The sequence below is a fragment of the Streptomyces sp. NPDC001832 genome, from assembly GCF_040297265.1.
GTDB lineage: Bacteria > Actinomycetota > Actinomycetes > Streptomycetales > Streptomycetaceae > Streptomyces.
The window spans coordinates 72,553-93,571 of record NZ_JBEOYU010000007.1 but is presented as its reverse complement, the minus strand read 5'-3'; the positions used below and the strand labels follow the sequence as shown (position 1 = coordinate 93,571).

19 protein-coding genes, 7 tRNA genes and 2 pseudogenes are annotated in these 21,019 nt (G+C 70.0%); 17 read left to right on the top strand and 11 right to left on the bottom strand.

What is annotated here, in order from left to right:
• Positions 1 to 164: 164 nt before the first annotated feature.
• On the top strand, positions 165 to 1,463 hold the full coding sequence (cobA, locus tag ABT115_RS08415) for a uroporphyrinogen-III C-methyltransferase (protein WP_351785505.1): 1,299 nt from the start codon (positions 165 to 167) through the stop codon (positions 1,461 to 1,463).
• A 55-nt stretch (positions 1,464 to 1,518) separates the two neighbouring features.
• Positions 1,519 to 2,337, top strand: coding sequence for a TrmH family RNA methyltransferase (locus ABT115_RS08410; protein WP_351785503.1), 819 nt, complete (start codon positions 1,519 to 1,521; stop codon positions 2,335 to 2,337).
• Positions 2,338 to 2,341: 4 nt separating this feature from the next.
• Here ABT115_RS08410 and ABT115_RS08405 read toward each other — a convergent pair whose 3' ends face one another.
• Positions 2,342 to 3,664 (bottom strand): serine/threonine-protein kinase, encoded by a 1,323-nt coding sequence (locus ABT115_RS08405; protein WP_351785500.1) that lies wholly within the window; start codon positions 3,662 to 3,664, stop codon positions 2,342 to 2,344.
• 596 nt (positions 3,665 to 4,260) lie between these two features.
• Here ABT115_RS08405 and ABT115_RS08400 point away from each other — a divergent pair.
• From ABT115_RS08400 to ABT115_RS08390, 3 genes are all read left to right on the top strand, one after another.
• Positions 4,261 to 4,470 carry a hypothetical protein gene (locus tag ABT115_RS08400; protein ID WP_351785497.1) on the top strand — a complete coding sequence of 70 codons (210 nt, stop codon included), beginning with the start codon at positions 4,261 to 4,263 and terminating at the stop codon, positions 4,468 to 4,470.
• A 214-nt stretch (positions 4,471 to 4,684) separates the two neighbouring features.
• Positions 4,685 to 5,656, top strand: coding sequence for an aminoglycoside phosphotransferase family protein (locus tag ABT115_RS08395; protein WP_351785494.1), 972 nt, complete (start codon positions 4,685 to 4,687; stop codon positions 5,654 to 5,656).
• A 69-nt stretch (positions 5,657 to 5,725) separates the two neighbouring features.
• Entirely contained in the window at positions 5,726 to 5,989 is a 264-nt protein-coding gene (locus tag ABT115_RS08390; protein WP_351785492.1) for a TFIIB-type zinc ribbon-containing protein, read from the top strand.
• Positions 5,990 to 6,143: 154 nt separating this feature from the next.
• Here the strand turns inward: ABT115_RS08390 and ABT115_RS08385 are convergent.
• The 5 genes from ABT115_RS08385 to ABT115_RS08365 all read right to left on the bottom strand — a co-directional run bounded on the left by ABT115_RS08385 (position 6,144) and on the right by ABT115_RS08365 (position 6,588).
• Positions 6,144 to 6,218: transfer RNA gene (locus ABT115_RS08385), tRNA-Val, on the bottom strand.
• 22 nt (positions 6,219 to 6,240) lie between these two features.
• A tRNA-Val gene (locus ABT115_RS08380) sits at positions 6,241 to 6,312 on the bottom strand.
• A 19-nt stretch (positions 6,313 to 6,331) separates the two neighbouring features.
• Positions 6,332 to 6,403, bottom strand: a tRNA-Val gene (locus ABT115_RS08375).
• Between the two features lies 1 nt (position 6,404).
• Positions 6,405 to 6,478: transfer RNA gene (locus ABT115_RS08370), tRNA-Cys, on the bottom strand.
• 37 nt (positions 6,479 to 6,515) lie between these two features.
• Positions 6,516 to 6,588 (bottom strand) — tRNA-Gly (locus ABT115_RS08365).
• Between the two features lie 163 nt (positions 6,589 to 6,751).
• On the opposite strand from ABT115_RS08365, the gene ABT115_RS08360 reads away from it, so the two are divergent.
• The 3 genes from ABT115_RS08360 (at position 6,752) to ABT115_RS08350 (ending at position 9,508) form a co-directional block, all read left to right on the top strand.
• Positions 6,752 to 7,786 (top strand): chorismate-binding protein, encoded by a 1,035-nt coding sequence (locus ABT115_RS08360; protein WP_351785800.1) that lies wholly within the window; start codon positions 6,752 to 6,754, stop codon positions 7,784 to 7,786.
• Positions 7,786 to 8,607: an aminotransferase class IV gene (locus ABT115_RS08355; protein WP_351785489.1), complete on the top strand. Its 822-nt coding sequence runs from the start codon at positions 7,786 to 7,788 to the stop codon at positions 8,605 to 8,607. Before ABT115_RS08360 ends, ABT115_RS08355 begins: the two co-directional genes overlap by 1 nt.
• Before the next feature lie 64 nt (positions 8,608 to 8,671).
• Positions 8,672 to 9,508 carry a GNAT family N-acetyltransferase gene (locus ABT115_RS08350; RefSeq protein ID WP_351785486.1) on the top strand — a complete coding sequence of 279 codons (837 nt, stop codon included), beginning with the start codon at positions 8,672 to 8,674 and terminating at the stop codon, positions 9,506 to 9,508.
• A 68-nt stretch (positions 9,509 to 9,576) separates the two neighbouring features.
• Here the strand turns inward: ABT115_RS08350 and ABT115_RS08345 are convergent, their stop codons facing one another.
• Complete coding sequence (locus ABT115_RS08345; protein ID WP_351785483.1) at positions 9,577 to 10,092, bottom strand: DsbA family protein; 516 nt, start codon at positions 10,090 to 10,092, stop codon at positions 9,577 to 9,579.
• Between the two features lie 201 nt (positions 10,093 to 10,293).
• Between ABT115_RS08345 and ABT115_RS08340 the strand changes: the two genes are divergently transcribed.
• The 3 genes and pseudogenes from ABT115_RS08340 to ABT115_RS08330 all read left to right on the top strand — a co-directional run bounded on the left by ABT115_RS08340 (position 10,294) and on the right by ABT115_RS08330 (position 11,500).
• Positions 10,294 to 10,755, top strand: a complete 462-nt coding sequence (locus ABT115_RS08340) for a hypothetical protein (RefSeq protein WP_351785480.1) — start codon at positions 10,294 to 10,296, stop codon at positions 10,753 to 10,755.
• A 124-nt stretch (positions 10,756 to 10,879) separates the two neighbouring features.
• Positions 10,880 to 10,990 (top strand): annotated as a pseudogene (locus ABT115_RS08335) (LacI family transcriptional regulator); the annotation flags it as partial.
• 354 nt (positions 10,991 to 11,344) lie between these two features.
• The gene (locus ABT115_RS08330) at positions 11,345 to 11,500 is read left to right on the top strand and encodes a hypothetical protein (protein ID WP_177328061.1); all 156 of its coding nucleotides are present in this window, start codon (positions 11,345 to 11,347) and stop codon (positions 11,498 to 11,500) included.
• 4 nt (positions 11,501 to 11,504) lie between these two features.
• On the opposite strand, the gene ABT115_RS08325 is transcribed toward ABT115_RS08330, so the two are convergent.
• Positions 11,505 to 12,092, bottom strand: coding sequence for a CGNR zinc finger domain-containing protein (locus tag ABT115_RS08325; RefSeq protein WP_351785477.1), 588 nt, complete (start codon positions 12,090 to 12,092; stop codon positions 11,505 to 11,507).
• Positions 12,093 to 12,442: 350 nt separating this feature from the next.
• Positions 12,443 to 12,856 (bottom strand): SsgA family sporulation/cell division regulator, encoded by a 414-nt coding sequence (locus ABT115_RS08320; protein WP_003959770.1) that lies wholly within the window; start codon positions 12,854 to 12,856, stop codon positions 12,443 to 12,445.
• Between the two features lie 190 nt (positions 12,857 to 13,046).
• Here ABT115_RS08320 and ABT115_RS08315 point away from each other — a divergent pair, with 190 nt between their 5' ends.
• On the top strand, positions 13,047 to 13,538 hold the full coding sequence (locus ABT115_RS08315; protein WP_351785473.1) for a TIGR02611 family protein: 492 nt from the start codon (positions 13,047 to 13,049) through the stop codon (positions 13,536 to 13,538).
• A gap of 54 nt (positions 13,539 to 13,592) precedes the next feature.
• A tRNA-Val gene (locus tag ABT115_RS08310) sits at positions 13,593 to 13,664 on the top strand.
• A gap of 426 nt (positions 13,665 to 14,090) precedes the next feature.
• On the opposite strand, the gene ABT115_RS08305 is transcribed toward ABT115_RS08310, so the two are convergent.
• Entirely contained in the window at positions 14,091 to 16,601 is a 2,511-nt protein-coding gene (locus tag ABT115_RS08305) for an SCO7613 C-terminal domain-containing membrane protein (RefSeq protein WP_351785470.1), read from the bottom strand.
• 83 nt (positions 16,602 to 16,684) lie between these two features.
• Here ABT115_RS08305 and ABT115_RS08300 point away from each other — a divergent pair, with 83 nt between their 5' ends.
• On the top strand, positions 16,685 to 17,131 hold the full coding sequence (locus ABT115_RS08300) for an SRPBCC family protein (RefSeq protein WP_351785467.1): 447 nt from the start codon (positions 16,685 to 16,687) through the stop codon (positions 17,129 to 17,131).
• A gap of 39 nt (positions 17,132 to 17,170) precedes the next feature.
• Positions 17,171 to 17,242, top strand: a tRNA-Val gene (locus tag ABT115_RS08295).
• Positions 17,243 to 17,321: 79 nt separating this feature from the next.
• Here the strand turns inward: ABT115_RS08295 and ABT115_RS08290 are convergent.
• Complete coding sequence (locus ABT115_RS08290; protein ID WP_351785464.1) at positions 17,322 to 18,047, bottom strand: 3'-5' exonuclease; 726 nt, start codon at positions 18,045 to 18,047, stop codon at positions 17,322 to 17,324.
• Between the two features lie 120 nt (positions 18,048 to 18,167).
• Here ABT115_RS08290 and ABT115_RS08285 point away from each other — a divergent pair.
• Positions 18,168 to 18,874 (top strand): annotated as a pseudogene (locus ABT115_RS08285) (hypothetical protein); the annotation flags it as partial.
• A gap of 138 nt (positions 18,875 to 19,012) precedes the next feature.
• Positions 19,013 to 20,998, top strand: coding sequence for a threonine--tRNA ligase (thrS, locus tag ABT115_RS08280; protein WP_351785461.1), 1,986 nt, complete (start codon positions 19,013 to 19,015; stop codon positions 20,996 to 20,998).
• Positions 20,999 to 21,019: the final 21 nt, after the last annotated feature.

Below are 21,019 nucleotides of genomic sequence, written 5' to 3'. Positions count from 1 at the left end.
GCCCCCGGTTACGGGCACGGGCGGGTGAAGCCCGCCGCAGGCGCCCACCGCACCCCCCCCGCACGCGTATCGTGGATTCCACCCCACGAACCCGCACGTCACAGCCGCTCCACCGCCACAGCGGCCGTCGCACTCCGTCCCCTGCACGAGGAGCCCGCACCGCCATGGCCGAGCACGCAGATCACGCCGATCATCCTGCGTACCCCGTCGGACTGCGTCTCAGCGGCCGCCGAGTCGTCGTGGTCGGCGGCGGCCAGGTCGCCCAGCGCCGCCTCCCCGCGCTCATCGCTGCAGGCGCCGACATCGTCCTCGTGTCGCCGGCCGCGACCCCGTCCGTCGAGGCAATGGCCGACGCCGGCGAGATCCGCTGGGAGCGCCGCCCGTACGCCGACGGTGACCTGGCCGACACCTGGTACGCCCTCATCGCGTCCGACGACACCTCGGCGAACGACGCCGCCTCCGCCGAGGCTGAGCGCACCCGCACCTGGTGTGTGCGCAGCGACAACGCCGACGCCGCCACCGCCTGGACCCCGGCCACCGGCCGTAGCGAGGGCGTGACCGTCGCCGTCCTCACCACCGACACCCACGGCCGCGACCCGCGCCACTGCGCCGCCGTCCGCGACGCCGTCGTCGAGGGCCTGCGCGACGGCACACTCGCCGCACCACACCATCGCAGCCGGACCCCCGGCGTCGCCCTGGTCGGCGGCGGCCCCGGTGACCCGGACCTGATCACGGTGCGCGGCCGCCGCCTCCTCGCCGAGGCCGACGTCGTCATTGCCGACCGGCTCGGCCCGCGCGGCCTGCTCGACGAACTCCCGCCGCACGTCGAGGTGATCGACGCAGCGAAGATTCCGTACGGCCGCTACATGGCCCAGGAGGCGATCAATCAGGCGCTCATCGAGCACGCCAAGGCGGGCAAGTCCGTCGTGCGGCTCAAGGGCGGCGACCCGTTCGTCTTCGGCCGTGGCATGGAGGAGGCCCAGGCGCTCGCCGCCGAAGGCATCGCCTGCACCGTCGTCCCCGGCATCTCCAGCTCGATCTCCGTGCCCGGCGCGGCCGGAATCCCCGTCACCCACCGCGGTGTGGCCCATGAGTTCACCGTCGTGAGCGGCCATGTCGCGCCCGACGACGAGCGCTCGCTGGTCGACTGGCCGGCCCTGGCCAAGTTGCGCGGCACGCTCGTGCTTCTGATGGCCGTCGACAAGATCGGCGCCATCGCCCGTACCCTCATCGCGAACGGCAAGGCCCCCGAGACCCCGGTCGCCGTCGTCCAGGAGGGCACCATGGCAGCCCAGCGCCGGGTCGACGCAACGCTCGCGACCGTCGTCGAACGGGCCGTCGCCGAAGACGTACGTCCTCCGGCCGTCATCGTCATCGGCGACGTCGTCGCGGTCGGCGCGAGTACCGCATCGCTCCCCACCGACGCGAGCGCCGCCCGCACCCCGCCGAGCAACCAGCGGTAGTGGATCTTCTCCCAAGCCGTTGGCACCACACACCGGACAAGGCAGTATCAAACCCGTGGCTGATCTCATCACCGTCGACGACCCCGACGACCCCCGCCTGCGCGACTACACCGGACTCACCGACGTCGAACTCCGGCGCAGGCGAGAGCCCGCCGAGGGTCTCTTCATCGCCGAGGGCGAGAAGGTGATCAGACGCGCCAGGCATGCCGGGTACGAGATGCGGTCGATGCTGCTCTCGGCGAAGTGGATCGATCTGATGCGCGACGTCATCGATGAGGTCCCGGCCCCGGTGTACGCGGTCACCCCCGAGCTCGCCGAACGAGTCACCGGCTACCATGTCCACCGCGGCGCCATCGCCTCGATGCAGCGCAAACCGCTGCCGACGGCCGACGAACTGCTGGCGACGGCCCGCCGGGTGGTCGTCATGGAGGCCGTCAACGACCACACCAACATCGGGGCGATCTTCCGCAGCGCCGCCGCCCTCGGTATGGACGCCGTACTGCTCTCCCCGGACTGCGCCGACCCGCTCTACCGGCGCTCCGTCAAGGTCTCGATGGGCGCGGTCTTCTCCGTCCCGTACGCCCGTCTCGACACCTGGCCCAAGGCCCTGGAGACCGTACGGGAAGCGGGCTTCGAACTCCTTGCGCTGACCCCGGACGAAAAGGCCAGCAGCATCGACGAGGCGGCACCGCACCGGATGGACAAGGTGGCGCTCATGCTCGGCGCCGAGGGTGACGGACTGTCCACCCAGGCCCTGGTCGCCGCCGACGAATGGGTGCGCATCCCGATGGCGCACGGCGTCGACTCGCTCAACGTGGGAGCGGCCGCCGCGGTCGCCTTCTACGCGGTGGCATCGGGCCGCCCGCAGAACTGACCGCCTACCGAGGCTGCGGGCCCTGATCCTGGCTCTGGTTCTGCGACTGCGTCCGGCTCTCGCTCGTGCCCAGCCCGCGGGCCGGCCCCTGGCAACCCTGTGCCACCGCGATGCCCAGCGCGACCAGCAGCGTGACCACGACGAAGACGACGAGCCGCTGCCGCAGCAGCCGCGGATTGGCGGGACGCCGCCCCGTCGAAGTCCTACGGGCCCCGGGCCGCGTTCCCGGTCGGCCGTTTGTCCCGTTCGTGCCCTGCGGGCGCTTGCCGGACCGTGTTGTGCTGCGCGGCGGCTGATGCCGCTGAGGGCGCGAACCACCGGTGCGAGGCGACCCGGCCCGCGACGACGCGGCCTGGCGGCTGCTCCGAGGCTGCTTCTGCTGACGGGTTGCCGGAGGAGCCTCACGCCGGGTCTGCTGCACGGTGTACGGACCGTCGATACGACCGGTCGGCCGCTCCAGCTCCTGTGCCGAACGCTGAACGGGCGGACGGCTCTCGTGCAGACCCTGCGCCTCCCGCGCCGCGATCTCCTTGAGCCGCATGGAGAGTTGAAGCGTGCTCGGCCGCTCCTCGGGGTCCTTCGCCAGACAGGCACTCACCAGCGGCGCGAGCGCATCGTGCACGTCGTACAACTGCGCCTCCTCGTGCACCACGCGGTACAGCATCACCTCGGAACTGCCGTGTCCGAAAGGTGAGTCGGCCATCGCCGCGTACGCCAGCGTGGCACCGAGCGAGAACACGTCCGTCGCGGGCGTCACAGCCGCGCCGCGCACCTGCTCGGGCGCCAGGAATCCCGGCGAGCCCACCGCCGTACCGACATGCGTGAGCGTGCTCGCCCCGGTCGCCCAGGCGATCCCGAAGTCGATGATCCTGGGGCCCTTGGGGGAGAGGAGGATGTTCGACGGCTTGAGGTCACGGTGGACGACACCGGCCTCGTGCACCGCCACCAGCCCCTCGGAGAGCGCCGCCCCGATCGAGGCCACCTCGGCCGCCGACAGCGGACCCTCCTCGGCCACCTTGTCGTGCAGTGAGGGCCCCGGGACGTACTGCGTGGCGAACCACGGGCGGTCCGCCTCCAGGTCGGCGGCCACCAGACGCGCCGTACAGCCACCGCGGATCCGCCGCGCGGCGGACACCTCGCGCGCGAACCGCGAGCGGAACTCCTGGTCCTCCGCCAGATCCGGACGGATCACCTTCAGCGCCACCCGCTGGCCCCGTCGGTCCGAACCGAGATAGACGACACCCATGCCGCCCGCCCCGAGCCGCCGGTGCAACCTGAACGAGCCGACGACACGCGGGTCCTCGCGCCGGAGCCGCATCATCGCCATGTCTGCCCATCCCCGCTGCCTGGTACGCCTGACGAGGCACAGCTTACGTACCCGGCGCCCGGGGCGCTCAGAGGCCGCGCCCTCGCCCGCCGATCGATTGTCGGTGCACGGCACGGCCCATGACGGCGTGTGGGCCCCGAGCGGCTCCCGCGCCGGGCGGATCCGGTTCTCAAAGACGCTGCGACGACGTGGGGTTGAAGGACGAGCGGAGACGACGGGCCGCAGGGCGTCGACGCAGGACCGGGCGCGACGCGGCTCCTCCGGCGGCACACCGGGGGGCCGTTGCCGAGAAGCGGAGGGGGGAGTGAGTGAAGTCACGGCCCGGGAGGGGCCGCGAAACGTCCTGACGCGCGGGTGTCCCCCGCCAGGACGAGATGTCCGGATATCCGGGACGACCCCAGGTTCAGGTGCCCGATCTCCACCCAGAGGAGTACATCGACTATCAGGGGCTCATCCTCCGGGAGGCCCGGAACTAGGTACGCGGGCATGACGCAGTACGCCGTCCGCGTCCCTAATGTTGACGCCAAGCGGCGGGCGCAGCACTCGTCCCCCGAGGTCACACGCCCGCTGCTCCACATCCAGTCAGGAGAGGAACCATGACGGACACGGCAGCGCGGACCATGATCCGCACACGGGGACGCGGGGTAGACGCCTCGTTCGACAGCCGCCCGTCGTCCGGTACGCGCCACCCGTTGGTGGCGACGGCGATGGTTCTCCCTCTGGCGGCCCTGCTCGTAGTTGCCTTCGGAGGCTGGGACGCAGTGGTCACACAGGCGTCGTCCGTGGGCGTGATGCTGGGGCGCTGAGCGGCGCCCCGGGTCTGGAAGAGCGGTCCGGACCGGGACATCCGGCCAACAACCCCGTGGGGACGGGGGTGCGGCGGACGGCAGCGTTTGTCCGGTCAGCTGGGGAGCTGACCGGACATCGCGCTGTCCGGAGCCCTTATAAGACACGCGTACGCTCATCGGTGGGCCCGGCGCGTATCGGGCCACCCGCACCTGTCCGCCACCGGGGGAGTCCGTGACCACCGCAGTCGTACGCGCGCTGGGCGCCCTCGCCCACCGGGCCGCCCACGCACATCCCGATGACATCTGCGCCTGCCCGCCACCGTCCGTCCTCGCCGACCGCGCGGACGGCACGGTGGTCCGCAGCGGGCCCGTCGTCGCCAAGGCCCACGCCCCCGGCACGGACACTCCCGACCTGCTGACTCGGTTGATCCTCGCGAACGACCCCCGCCTGACCGGCATCCTCCTGGCCCCTCTGCAGCCCTGGCCCGCCGTACCCTCCACCACCATCCAGGGCCGCCCGGTCACCCTGTGGCCCCACGGCGAGCCCGTCGACCCCGGCGACCCCGACTCCGCTCCCTGGGAAGAGGCCGCCGTTCTGCTGGCCAGGCTGCACCTGACCCCGGCCCCGCCCTCCCTCGCGCTCCCGCCCATGCGGGGCCCCGCAAAGGCATCGCTCGCTGTTGCCCGGATGCGCGCCGCCCGGCCCGGCGACCCGGCCACCATCCCCGTACTCGAAGCGTGGCACCGTCTGCCCGCCTGGGCCCGCGACGAAGCCGCGGCGCCCCGGCACTGCTCCCGCTTCCTGTGCCACGGCGATCTCCACCTCGGGCAACTCGTCCGCCACCCCGCCCCGCACGGCCCCTGGCTGCTCATCGACGTCGACGACGCCGGCCTCGGCGACCCCGCATGGGACCTCGCCCGCCCCGCTGCCTGGTACGCGGCCGGGCTGCTGCCCCCCGAGGTCTGGCTCCGCTTCCTGGACGCCTATCGGGCAGCCGGCGGACCTGCCGTACGCGCCGAGGGCGACCCGTGGCCCGAACTGGACGTCCCGGCCCGTGCCCTGACCGTTCAGACCGCGGCACTGGCATTCGCCAAGTCCGCGGCGGAGGGCCGAACTCCGGACGAGGTGGAGCAGACGATGATCGATGCCTGTGTCCGCATTGCCTCCCTCCCGCCCGAGCCGGCCGCCGAGCGCTCGTCGTAGGCTGAACCGACCGTCGGCGGGCATGCATCCCGGCGACGGCGACCCGACGCGCGAGGAGTGAGCCGAACCATGCAGTGTCCCAAGTGCCACGCACAGATGCAGACGTACAACCGCAATGGCATACAGATCGAACAGTGCAGCGGCTGCCGAGGGATCTTCCTCGACTACGGCGAGCTGGAGGCCCTGACCCGCATCGAGGCGCAGTGGACGCAGCAGGCCCCGCCTGCACCGCAGGCCTACCCGGCCGCCCCGGCGCCCGCCTGGGGCGCCCCGCAGTACCACGGCGGTCACTACCGGCACAGGAGCTTCGGTCGCATGCTCTTCTCGTCCTGAGCGGGCTGATACCGGTGAGCGCTTGACCGCGGGCCCGGACGTCTTCCGTCCGGGCCCGCGGCGCGTCCCTCCGCCCCGGCCGCTCACCGCTACTCATTGACGCCCATCGCGGAAACGACAAAGCCCCGGTCGCCGAGACGATCGGGGCTTTTGCTGGTGCGCGATACTGGGATTGAACCAGTGACCTCTTCCGTGTCAGGGAAGCGCTCTCCCGCTGAGCTAATCGCGCAGGGTGAACTGCGTGTACTGCGTGCGCGATACTGGGATTGAACCAGTGACCTCTTCCGTGTCAGGGAAGCGCTCTCCCGCTGAGCTAATCGCGCGTGGATCCTTGCGGATCAGTGGACGATACTGGGATTGAACCAGTGACCTCTTCCGTGTCAGGGAAGCGCTCTCCCGCTGAGCTAATCGTCCTTGGAGGTGGAGACGGGATTTGAACCCGTGTAGACGGCTTTGCAGGCCGTTGCCTCGCCTCTCGGCCACTCCACCAGGAGTGAGGGTTCGGGAAGATCCCTCACTTTCTGCGAGCGGACGACCAGGTTCGAACTGGCGACCTCAACCTTGGCAAGGTTGCGCTCTACCAACTGAGCTACGTCCGCTTGTCTTTCCCGGTCTGCTTGCGCGTCCCGGCGACGTGTTGAACTCTAGCGGATTCCCGGGCCAGTACAAAAACGCGTTTGTACAGCGTGCTGAGGTGCGTTCGCTCCGACGCAGGTCATCGCGCGCCCTCCTAGACTCAACGGCGTGCACGACCTTGCTCCGATGGCCCGCTTCGGCGGCCTCGTCGCGTCCGATCTGCAGGACGTGACCAGTGATCCCGCAGCTCTCGACTCGTCCGGCTTCTGGGCCGTATCCGTCGATTTCGAGGGCAGTCCCGTCTGCGCGCGCTTCGCCGCCGTACGTACCGAGGCGGTGCCCGCCCCGGTACGCGGCGCCTGGCGTGGACCCGCGGCCGGTGACTGGAAAACGTCCCTGGACCGTGCCGCGTACACCGCGGGCGTACGGCGGATCCGCGAGTACATCGCGGCGGGCGAGGTCTACCAGGCCAACCTCTGCCGGGTGATGACCGCGGCACTGCCGGAGCAGGCCGCCGCGGACGTGGACGCGCTGACCGCGCTGCTGGCGCTCGGCAACCCCGCCCCGTACGCGGGAACGATCCGGCTGCCCGGGTACGGCGTGGAGATCGCCACCGCGTCCCCCGAACTCTTTCTGAGGCGCGACGGCCGGACCGTCGAGTCAGGACCGATCAAGGGCACCGGACGGACCGAGGACGATCTGCTGGAGAAGGACCACGCCGAGAACGTGATGATCGTCGACCTGGTCCGAAACGACCTCGGCCGGGTCTGTGCCACCGGATCGGTCACGGTCCCCGACCTCTGCGTGGTGGAGAAGCACCCAGGCCTCGTCCACCTCGTCTCCACCGTGCGCGGCGAGCTCGCCGAGGGGGTCGGCTGGCCCGAACTCCTCGACGCGGCGTTTCCACCCGGCTCCGTCACCGGGGCGCCCAAGTCCAGCGCCCTCAGGATCATCGAGGAATTGGAGACTGCCCCGCGCGGTCCCTACTGCGGCGGGATCGGCTGGGTCGATGCCGACCGCCGCACCGCTTCCCTGGCCGTGGGCATACGGACCTTCTGGATGGACCGGACCGGGACCGCCCCGGTACTCCGCTTCGGCACCGGGGCAGGCATCACCTGGGGCTCCGACCCGGAGCGCGAATGGGACGAGACCGAACTCAAGGCTTCCCGGCTGCTCGCTGTAGCGTCGGGCGCGCACGAAGCGACTGGAAGGACCGCGTGATGAGGATTTGGGTCAACGGCGAACTGCGGGACGCCGACGACGCCAGGGTGTCGGTGCTCGACCACGGACTCACCGTGGGGGACGGCATCTTCGAGACGGTCAAGACCCTCGACGGCAGGCCCTTCGCCCTCACCCGGCACCTCGACCGGCTGACCCGCTCGGCCCGCGGCCTCGGCCTCCCCGACCCCGACCTCGACGAGGTGCGCCGCGCCTGCGCCGCCGTCATCGATGCCAACCCGATGGCGCTCGGCCGGCTCCGTATCACCTGCACGGGAGGCGTCTCCCCGCTCGGCTCCGACCGCGGCGACGCAGGCCCCGGCCTCGTCGTCGCCCTGGGGGAGGCGGGGCGCCGCCCCGACACGACCGCCGTGATCACCGTCCCCTGGACGCGCAACGAACGCAGTGCGCTCGCCGGGCTCAAGACCACCTCGTACGCCGAGAACGTCGTCGCCCTCGCCCGCGCCCATGAGCACGGCGCGTCGGAGGCCCTCTTCGCCAACACGGCCGGACAGCTCTGCGAAGGCACCGGGTCCAATGTCTTCGTCGTCCTCGAAGGGCGGGTGTACACCCCGCCGGTCGCCTCCGGCTGCCTCGCCGGGATCACCCGCGCGTTGGCCGTGGAGTGGACGGGGGCCGAGGAGACCGACCTGCCGTTCGATGTCCTGGAGCGGGCCGAGGAGATCTTCCTGACCTCCACCCTGCGTGACGTCCAGGCCGTCCACCGGGTGGACGGCCGGGAGCTGCCCGGCGGGCCCGGTCCGGTGACTGTCAAGGCCATGCGGATCTTCGACGAACGGGCCGGGAACGACCTCGACCCGTAGGACCCGCACCTCGGATCGGTAAAACCGGGTGACGGGCCCGGGATCAGCGGATAGAACGTTGCCGATGACCACGACCCTCCGGCCCACCGGGCCGATCCAGCAAGGCGCCGACGGCGCGAAGAGCCGCGCGTACGACGTGTGCGACAACGGGCGGCCCGTCGGCGCCGTCGAGATCGGCACCGATCCGAGGTTCGGTGCGACGGCCGGTGAGCTCCGCTCCCTCAGCATCGACGAGCCGAGCCGACGGCGGGGGCGTGGCACCATAGCCGCGCTTGCCGCCGAAGAGGTGCTGCGCGGATGGGGATGCAGCCAGGTGTTTCTCTCGGCACCGGCGCGCAACCAGGGAGCCCAGCGGCTGTTCGCCGCACTCGGCTACACCGAACGCAGCCGGAACATGCTCAAGGACCTGGACCGGACGGCTCCGGAGCTCCCGGACGGTGTCGCCGCCCGCCCGATGAGCGCCGAGGAGTTCGCGCAATGGCAGCTCACCAGCGTCGACACCTACGCGCAGTCCTGGATCGACCAGGGTGTCCCCGCCGAGCAGGCCCTGCAGAAGTCCAGGTCCGACCACGCCCGTAACCTGCCGAACGGCATCGACACCGCGGGCATGCGTTTCCACGTGCTTGTGCACGAGGGCGCGGTCGTCGGTCACGTGTGGGTGTCGGTGCACGAAGACGGCCCGGGTGAGATGACCGGATACGTCTTCGACGTCGAGGTGGACGAGGAGTACCGGGGCCGTGGTCATGGACGTGCCCTGATGTGGCAGGCCGAGCGCATCACGCTGGAAGCGGGTGCCCATCGCCTCGGGCTCCACGTCTTCGCGTCCAACACACCGGCCCTGCGGCTGTACGAGTCGCTCGGTTACCGGACGACTCAGTACAACCTGGCCAAAACGCTGTAGGACGTTCGGAAGCCGCCCCGTCGGCCCCAGGGTGGGCGGGGCCACCGGCACGCCCCGGGGCCCGTCGGTCAGTCCCGCTCGGCGAGCAGCCGGTCGGCGATCTCCTCGATCCGTTCGCGCAGCCCGTCCTGGCTCTTGCCGCCGTCCAGCCGCTCGTCACCGATCACATACGTCGGCGTGCCGGTGACCCCGATTGCCTTGCCCTCGGCCTGGTCGGCGTCGACGATCAGCATGTGGCGTCCGTCGATCAGGGCGGTGTCCATCTCCTCGGCGTTCAGACCGAGATCCCGCGCGACCTCGATCAGCAGCGGCTCGCCGGCGCGGCCGAGGTCGTCGGTACGGGCGAGCACCGCCTCGATGTACGGCCAGCCCCTGCCCTGGGCCGCCGCCTCCTCGGCGGCCTGCGCGGCGGCGTGGGCATGCTTGTGCTTCTCCAGCGGGAAGTGCCGCAGCCGCACCTCCAGACGGTCTCCGTACTTGGCCCGCAGGGCGTGCACATCGGTAAGGGCCTGGTGACAGTCGGGGCACTGGAGCTCGCACCAGACGTCCAGGACGACGGGCGCTGCAGGGGTGGAATCGCTCATGCGGCCAGTCTCCCAGGGCCTGCGCGAGCGTCCCAATCGGCATCTGATCCGCTCCGGCTGCGTACGACCGGATCGCTTTCGATCGGCACCTTGGGGGGATCCTGGCCCTGAAATGTCCCTGATGTGGTCCCGGAACGTGGCCGCGCGGGCGGTGACCGGTGCAGGATGGAGGGGACGTTCCCCCTGCGTATGGAGGCTCCGATGCTTGCCGAGACCATCTGTTCCGCGGCGTCCGCGGCGGGCCTGGGCATCGCCGCCGTCACTGCGTACCGGAAGCGATTCCTTGCCGCGGCCCGGATCACCGCCTACTCCCTGGTGCCGATCGGCCTGGTGCTGACCGGGATCGTGGACTGGGTCGCCGGAATCGCCTTCAAGCCGAGCGTCTGGATCGGCTTCGGGCTGCTCGCCGTGGCCTGGCTGCTGTTCATGACCACTCGTAGGGCCGAGCGCCGCCGCCTTGGTACCCGTAAGGAACGCAAAGCCGCAGCGCGGGCGGTGCAGAGTGAGGCCATCGCTCGCGCGGCTTCGGCGCCCTCCCTGGGGTCCGGGCTCCCGGCGACGCGGACGCAGGCGCGTCCGAACGCGAAGCCGAAGCAGCAGTCAGCCTCGTCGGGCGAGGACTTCAGCGACATCGAGGCCATTCTGAAGAAGCACGGCATCTGACCCGCGCCCCGCCCCGTTCCGGCGGGGGAGCGGGTGCATTGTCGGTCGAGTGAATCGATTTATCCCGCATCTTGACGGTGTCCGGGGGTGGAGCTAGCCCTGAGCTAGCCCCCCGATCGGGCGCGCGGAGCTCCTGCTGGAGGAGGCGGACGACGAGACCGGCACGCACGAGCACCGCAGCGTGGTGCTCCAACCGGAACTCGTGGTGCGTGCCTCCAGCGCAACACCGCACTGAGGCCGCGGCTCGCCCGTTCCCGCCTGCTTCGCGCCGTTCCGGCCCAACTCGACGACTGGCGACCGGAGTCCGGTCAACCTGAGGGCCTCGATGTCTTCTGACAGACCAACCTCGACCAGTCTGCTGCTCACCCGCCGGACCTCGAATTCAGCTTGCATGAAGTGATGTTGAGCAACGCGGACGTCCACGAAGTGTCGCGTGCGATGGAGGCGCACACCGGTCGTCGTACCGAAAATTTGACGGCCGACCGGACATCGGAGCGAATCGCGCCCGGCGCCAGGGTGGGTGAACTCCCCATGCAAAAAGGCGTGTTGATCGCCAACCGGCTCCGGACTGAGTCATGATCGTCCTGAGATGGTGGACACCTCCCGGGGCGATGCCCCCGCAACCCCTGCCGAAGAGCCGCGCGGCTGCCTCTTCGCGCTTTCCCAGCCCCCTTTGATGATCTTCCTCGCGGTGGTCGGCAGTCTGCTGCTGATGGCCGCGTTGCATGATCTCTTCATGCTGTGAACGGTCAGCCGGCCGCTTCCCTGCGGCGTGCCCGGTATGCGGCCACGTGCAGACGGTTGCCGCAGGTCCGGCTGGAACAGTAGCGGCGGGAGCGGTTGCGGGAGAGATCGACGAAGGCGTGCCGGCAGTCCGGCGCCTCGCAGCGCCGCAGCCGTTCCTGCTCGCCCGCCACCACGATGAAGGCCAGCGCCATGCCGCAGTCGGCCGCGAGATGGTCGGCGATCGAGGCGTCCGGTGCGAAGTAGTGGACATGCCAGTCGTAGCCGTCGTGATTGCTGAGCTGCGGTGTGGTACCGGCGGCGGCGACGAGGGCGTTGACGAGCGAGGCGGCGATCTGCGCGTCGTCCGTCGCGAAGATCGCGGCGAAGCGCGTCCGTACGCTCTGTACGGCGCGCAGGTCCTTCTCGTGGAGCTCGCCCACGCCGCTGATGCGATGGCGCCGCGCGAAGTCGTACAGCGCTTCGATGTCGGCAAGACTGTCGACCGGTTCGCCTTCCGGCTGCCCGCTCCCCGGGGGTTCGCTCTCGGGTGCGGTGTTCAGCAGATCGACCACCGTGTCGAGGGCGATCCGGGTGTCGTGGGGGATCAGCACGCTTTCGCTCCCTGGCCTCCGGCGGGCGGGCGCCCGCCGATGCCGGCTGACTCTACTGGCTCGGCCTCGGCACACAGCGGCCCGAGAGGGTCCATGAGGGGTGCAGGGAGCGCTTCCCGGCCACCTGTGGGGCCGGGTGTGGGCCGGAGGCCGCCTGTCCAGCCCGTGGACGGGCACTCCGGGGCTCCGCGGATGCGTACCCGGTGCGCGGTCACGGCTGCGGGGGAACGAGCGCCGACGCCGTCACCATGGTGGGTTCCGTGGTGACGGCGTCGGTGTCAGCCCTATGAGGTTTTCCGCGCGGCGCCGTCTCCCCGAGTCGGACGGCGCCGTGCAGCTCTCGGCCTGGCTCAGCTCTCGGCCAGGATGTGTGAGAGCTCCGTGTCGAGGTCGAAGTGGCGATGCTCGGTGCCTGGCGGAACCGCGGCGTCGGTCCTTTTGAGGAACGACTCCAGGGCCCTTGCCGGGGCTTCGAGCAGGGCTTCACCCTCAGGGGAGCTCAGCGCGATGCAGACGACGCCCTGACCGTGACTACGGGATGGCCAGACGCGGACGTCTCCGGTGCCGGTGGGCCGATGAAGCCCCTCGGCGAGGAGGTCGCGGGCGAAAACCCACTCGACCGTTTCCTCCGCTCCGGTATGAAAGGTGGCGTGCACGGCATAAGGATCGGCCGTGTCATACCGCAGGCCCGCAGGTACAGGCAGTGAGGACTCGCTCGACACAACGAGGCGCAGGTGCAGCTCGCAGCTGACCGTGGTGTTCATAAGCGCCAGGGCCTTTCGCTCAGTGTGCGCTCGGGGATTCGCACGTCGGCGAAATCGACATGCCACCTACGGTGGCGTTGTAAACCCCTCTGACCTTTTTGTGTTCCTTCAGGTAGCTCGTACGGCGGTGTGTAACTTTGGGTTATTCGGCCATTCCGGTGACGAAGGCTGTTCCGGTAGGTTGGCTACCATGAATGCGGAGAGTGACGAGCGGGACGGGCGTGCAGCGTCGGCGAAGCCAGTGTCCGCCACGGGGGATGTGACGGAAAGCGTGACGGGAGATGCTACGGAGGGTGTGACGAAGGAGGTCCGGGAGCTCGGTTCCAGGGCGCCCGGTTACATCAAGGCCTCCCGCGTGCTGCATCTGAGCTGGCAGGTCGGCGTCTTCGTGGTTGGCCTCGCGGTGGTCGTGGCGGGTGCCGTCATGCTGCCGCTGCCCGGCCCCGGCTGGCTGGTGATCTTCGCCGGCATGGCGATCTGGGCGACCGAGTTCGTCTGGGCGCAGCTGGTGCTGCGCTGGACGCGGCGGCAGGTCACCGAGGCCGCTCAGCGGGCGCTCGACCCCAAGGTCCGGCGGCGTAACATCATCCTCACCGTGACCGGCCTGGTGATCATCGCGGTGCTGGTGGGGGTCTACCTCTGGAAGTTCGGCATCACCATGCCGTGGAAGATCCACGAGTGACCAGGGGATGGTCATGGGGCGCCGCTGTCATGGGGTAATGTTTGGCCTGCACCCGGGCGATTAGCTCAGTGGGAGAGCGCTTCGTTCACACCGAAGAGGTCACTGGTTCGAAACCAGTATCGCCCACCCTGGACAGAGGGCCCATGAGACTGCAGAGTCTCATGGGCCCTCTGTATTTCTACGTTCACTCGTTACGATGCCACCGCGAACAATTCAATCGGCCACGGCAGCGGGTGCGCCGGGATTCGTTCTTCGAGAAGAAGCATCCGGATATCCGGGGCGGGACGGGCTGTCGGCATTTCCTTCCAGGACTACGAGAATTTCTGGAAAGATTTCAACACCCAAGCCTGCATGGGTAAAAGCATCTCCCGCCGTCTTCCGGAACTCCGTCGCATTTCTGTGCAACTGCGATGAGAAACGCGTACTGCGCGACTTCGGGAGGCAGTTCGGCGGCAAACACTGCCTTGTCCGGTACGCCTCCGACGGCGACCTGATGACCACAAGCCGGCCCGAAGATATGAGAGTGCCCCGGGCCGGTCATGTGACAGGCAGTCAACGCATGCGTCCCAGCGTTTTCTTCAGCCGCCGGGCGTCGCGCAGCCGCTGCTCGTACGTCGCCCCGATCGTCAGCAGCAATGCCCCGGCCACCGCGAGCGGCAGCCAACGAGGCAGGGCGCCAAGGACCTGGGCCACGTACGGCGCGAGTTCGTGCAGGGCGTCCAGGGCCAGCACCGCACCACCGAGCAGCAGCAGCGCCTGCAACCGCAGCCGCGCGCCCGACAGGGTGATCACCAGTGCCGCCGCACCGAGCAGCAGCGGCCGGATCCAGTGCGGATCGAACCATGCCGTGAAGAGGCTCGGCACCAGCGTCGCCGCGAGGCCCGCACCGTACGCCGTCCACGACGACGCCTCCGGATCACGGCGCCGACGCAGCACACCGACCGTCAGAGCGGGCACGGTCACCGGCAGGGTGTACGCCTCCGGGGCCGACACCCCCGAAGCCGACAGCCGCAGCCAGGCCGCCAGGACGAACAGCGCCATCGCCAGATACCCGGCCACCGGCCGCCGCTCGGCACGTACGGCCGTACCCGCGGCCAGTACCCCGCACAGTGCCAGTACCAACGCCAGGAAGGGCCGGTCCGTCACCGCCATGGCCACCGCCGCCACGCCCGCCACGGCCCCGGTCAGCTCGACCGGCAGAGCCGACGGGAGACCTTGCAGCCGCGCTCCGAGCAACACCGTCACCGCAGGGACGGCCAGCATGACCGGCGCCGCCCGATCCCCGGCAAGCCCCAGCGAGGCCCCGACCGCACGGGCGAGCACCATGCCGCACACCACCGCACCGCACGCCGGCACCGCCTGCGCGATCTGCAACGCCCGTACGGCCCGCGCCGTCTGAACGGACGGCAGCGGCGGCATCGCCCGCGCCGCCGGCACCTCAGTGCCACCGAGCATCACCGCGGCCACGCCGGACACCACCAGCAGCACCGCGAACACCGCGTACGTGGCAGCCTCCGCCGCGAGCGACAGCATCCCCGTACTCACCGTGCCGACCGAACCGCACACCAGCGCAGTCAGCCCCACGACATCCATCCCACGGCGCAGACCCCGTACCGCCACCGCGAACACGCCCGCGGCCAGCGCCAATTGCACCGACAGTGCGGCCGCGTACGACATCCCCAGCATCGCGGGCAACACGGTGAACCCCGCCCAGCCGAGCGCCACCGCACCCGCCCCCGCCGCACCCCGCCACGCCGCACCCGGTGACAGCACCGGGCCGGCCACCCGTACCAGCCGCGCCCACGACCGGTACACCGTCCCCAACAGGCCGGACACCACCAGCAGCACCACCGGTGCCGCAGCCATCCGGGACCACGCCAGGCCCTCCACATCCAGCGCACCCCGGACACCACCCTCCGGCATCCCCGACCACACCCGGGCCAGCTGCGACACCGTACCCATCAGCGACAGACCGACCGTTGGCGCCGCGGCCAGCACCGCGCCGACGGTCACTATCGACGAAGCCCACACCAGCCCCTGCCCGACCGGGCGCGGCAGCGGAGCACGCACCCCCACCAACAGCGCCACACCGCACAGCAGATACGCCGGCACCGAGCAGTCCCAGGCCACCCCGGCACGCAGCACACCACCCACCGCGGCCACCCCGCACAGCCCCGCCACCACACCACCGGCCACCGCAAGCCCCGCCGGTGCACGCCGCGCCCCGGACACCGCGATCACCGCACCCATGAGCAACAGCAGACCCGGCATCACCGCGGCCGACGCCGCATCGGCGGACACCGACTGCGCCAGGGCCACCAGCAGGCCCAGCAGACCCGTCGCCCAGCAGCAGACGCAGGACGTCACCCGTACCGCAACACCCTTGCCCCACACCGCGATCGCACAGTCCGACGCCGCCGTCACCAGCAATGCCCAACCGAACGCTGTGGTTCCCGCACCCGCCGCCCACGCCCACAGCAGGAGCGGCAGCTGCGCACTCATCACCGCCAGGAGCAGCGGCAGCCGCAGCCGGTCGAGCAGCAGCCCGTACCCGCCCCAGAGCACGGCCAGCACCGCCGCGGCGACCGCGGCGAAACCTCGTCCGTCGGCAGCCGGCACCGCCACCCGGTGCAGCGCATACGCGTCCAGCACCATCAGCACCGAGGCCAGGGCGGCGAGCGACTCGGCTGTCGCGGGCAGCCCACGGCGCAGCAGCACGACAGGAGCAAAAAGTGCCGCGCCCGTCACCACCCCGAGCACCGCCGAGCGGCCGCCGATGCCCAGGTGGCCCCAGCTGACCAGAGTGAACGCGATCGCCGCGATCGTCAGCAGCAGACCGCCCAGGGTGAGCAGCGCATTCTGCGCACTGCGCGGCCCGACAGGTGCGGCAGGAGGCCCGAACGGAGCGGCGAACGGCTGTGTGGCAGGGCGCGCGACGTTCGGCGTCAGCACACTCAGCAGCCAGGCACGACGAGCCAGCAACTGGGACCGGCGGGCATCCAACCAGGCCAGCTCGCGCTCGAGGAGCGCCAATTCCTCGGCAGGCGGCGGCACATGTTCCATGAACGGGAGTGTGGCGCCAGCCTCAGGTTCGGACATGCGCTCGGGTACTCAGTTCTCCGGCTGAGTACGCGCAGACTGGGACCATGGACTGGAGTCACTACCGATTTGTGAGTATCTGGGACCTTCCAGGCGCACCCGATACCGTGTACGAGATCCTCGAACGTGCCGGTGACTACCCGCGATGGTGGCCGCAGATTCGCGAGGTCACGTCGGTCGACGGCGCCACCGGCACCACCCGCATCCGCTCCCTCCTTCCGTACGACCTCGTCATGACCGTCCGTGAACGCCGCCGCGATCCCCGGGCCAGGGTTCTCGAAGTGACCCTCAGCGGCGACCTCGACGGCTGGGCCCGGTGGACGGTCACCGCGCACGGCACCGGCAGCCGTGCCACCTATGAGCAGGATGTCGAGGTGCACAGGCGGCTGATGCGGCTCCTCGCGGTGCCCGGACGCGCAGTCTTCCGGGCCAACCACGCCCTGATGATGCGTGCCGGACGGCGAGGCCTCACGGCCTGGCTGGAAGGAGTTTGAACCAGACCCGCCGAGCCCTGTATGGTTCAACCCGTTCCCGGGCGATTAGCTCAGTGGGAGAGCGCTTCGTTCACACCGAAGAGGTCACTGGTTCGAACCCAGTATCGCCCACCCGGGAGAGGCCGGTCCGTCAGCACAATCGACGGACCGGCCTCTGCGTGTCCGGGAACAGGTTCCGGCTCGCAGCCGATCACGCCGCAGCAGGAAGATCCGGGCGCAGCGGCCACGCAGGGTCCACCGTCTCAGCCGTGCCGTTCTTCGCGAACCACGCCTGCAGTCCGCGCGCCTGCGCCGCATGCCACACGGCCTGCAAGGTGTGCAGCTCCGCCGGCGTCAGCCGCTCCAGACGGGACGAGAACCGCCGCCCCACCGCCCGCACCAGTTCCAGCGAGGCCGCCGCGTCGGCCGCCGCGTCATGTGCGCCGTCCAGCACCACCCCGTAAAGCTCGCAGAGATCGGTGAGCGTCCGTCGGCCCTTGCGATAGCGGTCCAGATGCTTGTCGAGTACGCGCGGATCCAGCACACACAGCGGTGCGTTCTGCAGATACCCGGCCAGCGACGACGCGCGATGACGCTTCAGCTCCCGGTCCAGCAGTGTCAGATCGAACGGCGCGTTCATCACGACGAGCGGACGGCCGGCCGCACGCTGCTCGGCCAGCGCCCGGGCTATCTCCTCCACCACAGGCGCCGGCCAGCGGCCGTTGCGCTGAAGGTGATCGTCGGTCAGGCCATGGAGCTCGGTCGCCCCGGCGGGCACCGGCACCCCTGGATTCACCAGCCAGCGAGTGACGCGCACCCGCCCGCCCGCCGTGTCCTGGACGACCAGGGCGGCCGAAACGATCCGGTCCTCCTCGACGTCCACTCCCGTTGTCTCGGTGTCAAAAGCGGCCAGCGGCCCCTCGTACCAGTGAGTCATCCCCGAACTCCTTGAGCGCGAACGGCAGATGGCGTATTTCCCCTGCCCGGTTCGGTGATACCCGCACCGTTTGCCTGATACGCCGTTCGCGCGCCGCCCTGTGCGGTGACAACACAGGTGGCGGCCGGGGCCGCCGACTGGACGAGAGTGGAGCAGCTGCACACCGCCGCCCGGCAGATCCTGCTCGCAGGGGCGCTCGCCGTACGGGGCGCATCGGCTACCACGGCGCACGTCACCGCCGCAGGGCCCTGGCATCCCTCGAAGGCATCCTCGTCGGGCCCGCGCCCGGCGGCCGCGAGCTCACCGCGTTCGTCCCCGTCGAATCGGGCCGTGCCGTCGCCGTACGGCTCTACCACGCCCTGCATGCCACCCGCGAGGCGGTGGACCCGGGATCCCCGAGGGCTGCCCGGCCCGCCCCGAGCCGGTGGAATTCTCCCCCGGCGATCTGCCCGCCCTGCGCCGGGCGGGTGCCCGCTACCGCCAGGCCGAGCCCCCGCGACGGTACGGATCACCGGCGCCGTCGTCCGGCTGCGCCGGTCGGGACCGCGTGGCGCCGGAATCGTACGGCTGCGGGTGCCGGCGGGCGCTGAGGTGCCGACGTACGGCTTGAGCTGGACGAGGAGGCATACCGGATCGCCGGCCACGGCCACCTGGTGGGGCTGCCGATCCGGGTGGAGGGCAGGCTGGAGAGCCGCGGTGGATTCCGGCGGCTGACCCGGACCTCGCAGGTCGTACCCGTGCACGTGGACGAGGCGGAACGGGACCGGCTGATGAAATCGCTCCAGGAGAACGTCGACTGTTTCGAGGAGGCGTGCACCGGCGAATAGGCGCGCAGGGGGGGCGGGCCGCGGCCACGAGGGGGGCCTTCGCGCTCAACCGTTTCGCAGAGGGGGCCCACGGCTCGGTACGATTCGTATCGCACGTGCACCACGAACGCGTGCGTACCCCTGAGTCAGGAGAGACCGGTGTCAGACGTCCGTGTGATCATCCAACGCGATTCCGAGCGGGAAGAGCGCGTGGTGACGACGGGCACTACGGCAGCCGAGCTCTTCCCCGGCGAGCGCACCGTCGTCGCCGCCCGGGTCGCCGGTGAGCTGAAGGACCTCGCATACGTCGTTGCCGACGGCGAGGTCGTCGAGCCCGTCGTGATCTCCTCCGAGGACGGCCTGAACATCCTCCGGCACTCCACCGCGCACGTCATGGCGCAGGCCGTGCAGGAGCTCTTCCCCGAGGCCAAGCTGGGCATCGGTCCGCCGGTCAAGGATGGTTTCTACTACGACTTCGACGTCGAGAAGCCGTTCACTCCCGAGGACCTCAAAGCCATCGAGAAGAAGATGCAGGAGATCCAGAAGCGGGGCCAGAAGTTCTCCCGCCGGGTCGTGACGGACGAGGCAGCCCGTGAGGAGCTGGCCGACGAGCCGTACAAGCTGGAGCTCATCGGTATCAAGGGCTCCGACTCCGTCGAGAACGCCGGCGACGGCGCGGATGTCGAGGTGGGCGGCGGCGAGCTGACCATCTACGACAACCTCGACCCGAAGACCGGCGACCTGTGCTGGAAGGACCTCTGCCGTGGTCCGCACCTGCCCACCACGCGGAACATCCCGGCGTTCAAGCTGATGCGGAATGCCGCGGCGTACTGGCGGGGCAGCGAGAAGAACCCCATGCTGCAGCGCATCTACGGCACGGCGTGGCCCACCAAGGACGAGCTCAAGGCGCACCTGGAGTTCCTGGAGGAGGCCGCCAAGCGCGACCACCGCAAGCTCGGCAACGAGCTGGACCTCTTCTCGTTCCCGGACGAGATCGGCCCCGGCCTCGCGGTCTTCCACCCCAAGGGCGGCATCATCCGCCGCGCCATGGAGGACTACTCGCGCCGGCGCCACGAGGAGGAGGGCTACGAGTTCGTCTACTCGCCGCACGCCACCAAGGGCAAGCTCTTCGAGCAGTCCGGCCACCTGGACTGGTACGCCGAGGGCATGTACCCGCCCATGCAGCTCGACGACGGGGTGGACTACTACCTCAAGCCGATGAACTGCCCGATGCACAACCTGATCTTCGATGCGCGTGGGCGTTCTTACCGTGAACTGCCGCTGCGCCTCTTCGAGTTCGGCACGGTGTACCGGTACGAGAAGTCCGGCGTCGTGCACGGTCTGACCCGCTCGCGCGGCTTCACGCAGGACGACGCGCACATCTACTGCACCAAGGAGCAGATGGCGGAGGAGCTCGACCGGACGCTCACCTTCGTCCTGAACCTGCTCCGCGACTACGGTCTGACCGACTTCTACCTGGAGCTCTCCACCAAGGACCCGGAGAAGTTCGTCGGCTCGGACGAGGTCTGGGAAGAGGCCACCGAGACGCTGCGACAGGTCGCCGAGAAGCAGGGGCTTCCGCTGGTGCCGGATCCGGGCGGCGCCGCCTTCTACGGCCCGAAGATCTCGGTGCAGTGCAAGGACGCCATCGGCCGCACCTGGCAGATGTCGACCGTGCAGCTCGACTTCAACCTGCCGGAGCGCTTCGATCTGGAGTACACCGGTCCCGACGGCACCAAGCAGCGCCCGGTCATGATCCACCGTGCCCTGTTCGGGTCCATCGAGCGCTTCTTCGCGGTTCTCCTGGAGCACTACGCGGGTGCGTTCCCGGTATGGCTGGCCCCTGTCCAGGCGGTCGGCATCCCGATCGGCGACGCGCACATCCCGTACCTCCAGGAGTTCGCGGCCAAGGCGCGGAAGAAGGGGCTGCGGGTCGAGGTGGACGCCTCGTCCGACCGGATGCAGAAGAAGATCCGGAACCAGCAGAAGGCCAAGGTGCCCTTCATGATCATCGCGGGCGACGAGGACATGGCCAACGGCGCCGTCTCCTTCCGCTACCGCGACGGATCGCAGGAGAACGGCATCCCCGTCGAGGACGCCATCGCCAAGATCCAGAAGGCCGTCGAGGACCGCGTTCAGGTCTGACAGTCACCCAGTGATCTGACA

Bases quoted from the DNA above. Each gene is read 5' to 3' on its own strand.
- ABT115_RS08390 (WP_351785492.1), top strand. From the start codon at position 5,726: ATGCAGTGTCCCAAGTGCCACGCACAGATGCAGACGTACAACCGCAAT.
- ABT115_RS08350 (WP_351785486.1), top strand. From the start codon at position 8,672: ATGACCACGACCCTCCGGCCCACCGGGCCGATCCAGCAAGGCGCCGAC.
- ABT115_RS08290 (WP_351785464.1), bottom strand. From the start codon at position 18,047: ATGACTCACTGGTACGAGGGGCCGCTGGCCGCTTTTGACACCGAGACA.
- ABT115_RS08330 (WP_177328061.1), top strand. From the start codon at position 11,345: ATGGTGGACACCTCCCGGGGCGATGCCCCCGCAACCCCTGCCGAAGAG.
- ABT115_RS08355 (WP_351785489.1), top strand. From the start codon at position 7,786: ATGAGGATTTGGGTCAACGGCGAACTGCGGGACGCCGACGACGCCAGG.
- ABT115_RS08315 (WP_351785473.1), top strand. From the start codon at position 13,047: ATGAATGCGGAGAGTGACGAGCGGGACGGGCGTGCAGCGTCGGCGAAG.
- ABT115_RS08360 (WP_351785800.1), top strand. From the start codon at position 6,752: ATGGCCCGCTTCGGCGGCCTCGTCGCGTCCGATCTGCAGGACGTGACC.
- ABT115_RS08400 (WP_351785497.1), top strand. From the start codon at position 4,261: ATGACGGACACGGCAGCGCGGACCATGATCCGCACACGGGGACGCGGG.
- ABT115_RS08340 (WP_351785480.1), top strand. From the start codon at position 10,294: ATGCTTGCCGAGACCATCTGTTCCGCGGCGTCCGCGGCGGGCCTGGGC.
- ABT115_RS08300 (WP_351785467.1), top strand. From the start codon at position 16,685: ATGGACTGGAGTCACTACCGATTTGTGAGTATCTGGGACCTTCCAGGC.
- ABT115_RS08305 (WP_351785470.1), bottom strand. From the start codon at position 16,601: ATGGAACATGTGCCGCCGCCTGCCGAGGAATTGGCGCTCCTCGAGCGC.
- cobA (WP_351785505.1), top strand. From the start codon at position 165: ATGGCCGAGCACGCAGATCACGCCGATCATCCTGCGTACCCCGTCGGA.
- ABT115_RS08405 (WP_351785500.1), bottom strand. From the start codon at position 3,664: ATGGCGATGATGCGGCTCCGGCGCGAGGACCCGCGTGTCGTCGGCTCG.
- ABT115_RS08320 (WP_003959770.1), bottom strand. From the start codon at position 12,856: ATGAACACCACGGTCAGCTGCGAGCTGCACCTGCGCCTCGTTGTGTCG.
- ABT115_RS08345 (WP_351785483.1), bottom strand. From the start codon at position 10,092: ATGAGCGATTCCACCCCTGCAGCGCCCGTCGTCCTGGACGTCTGGTGC.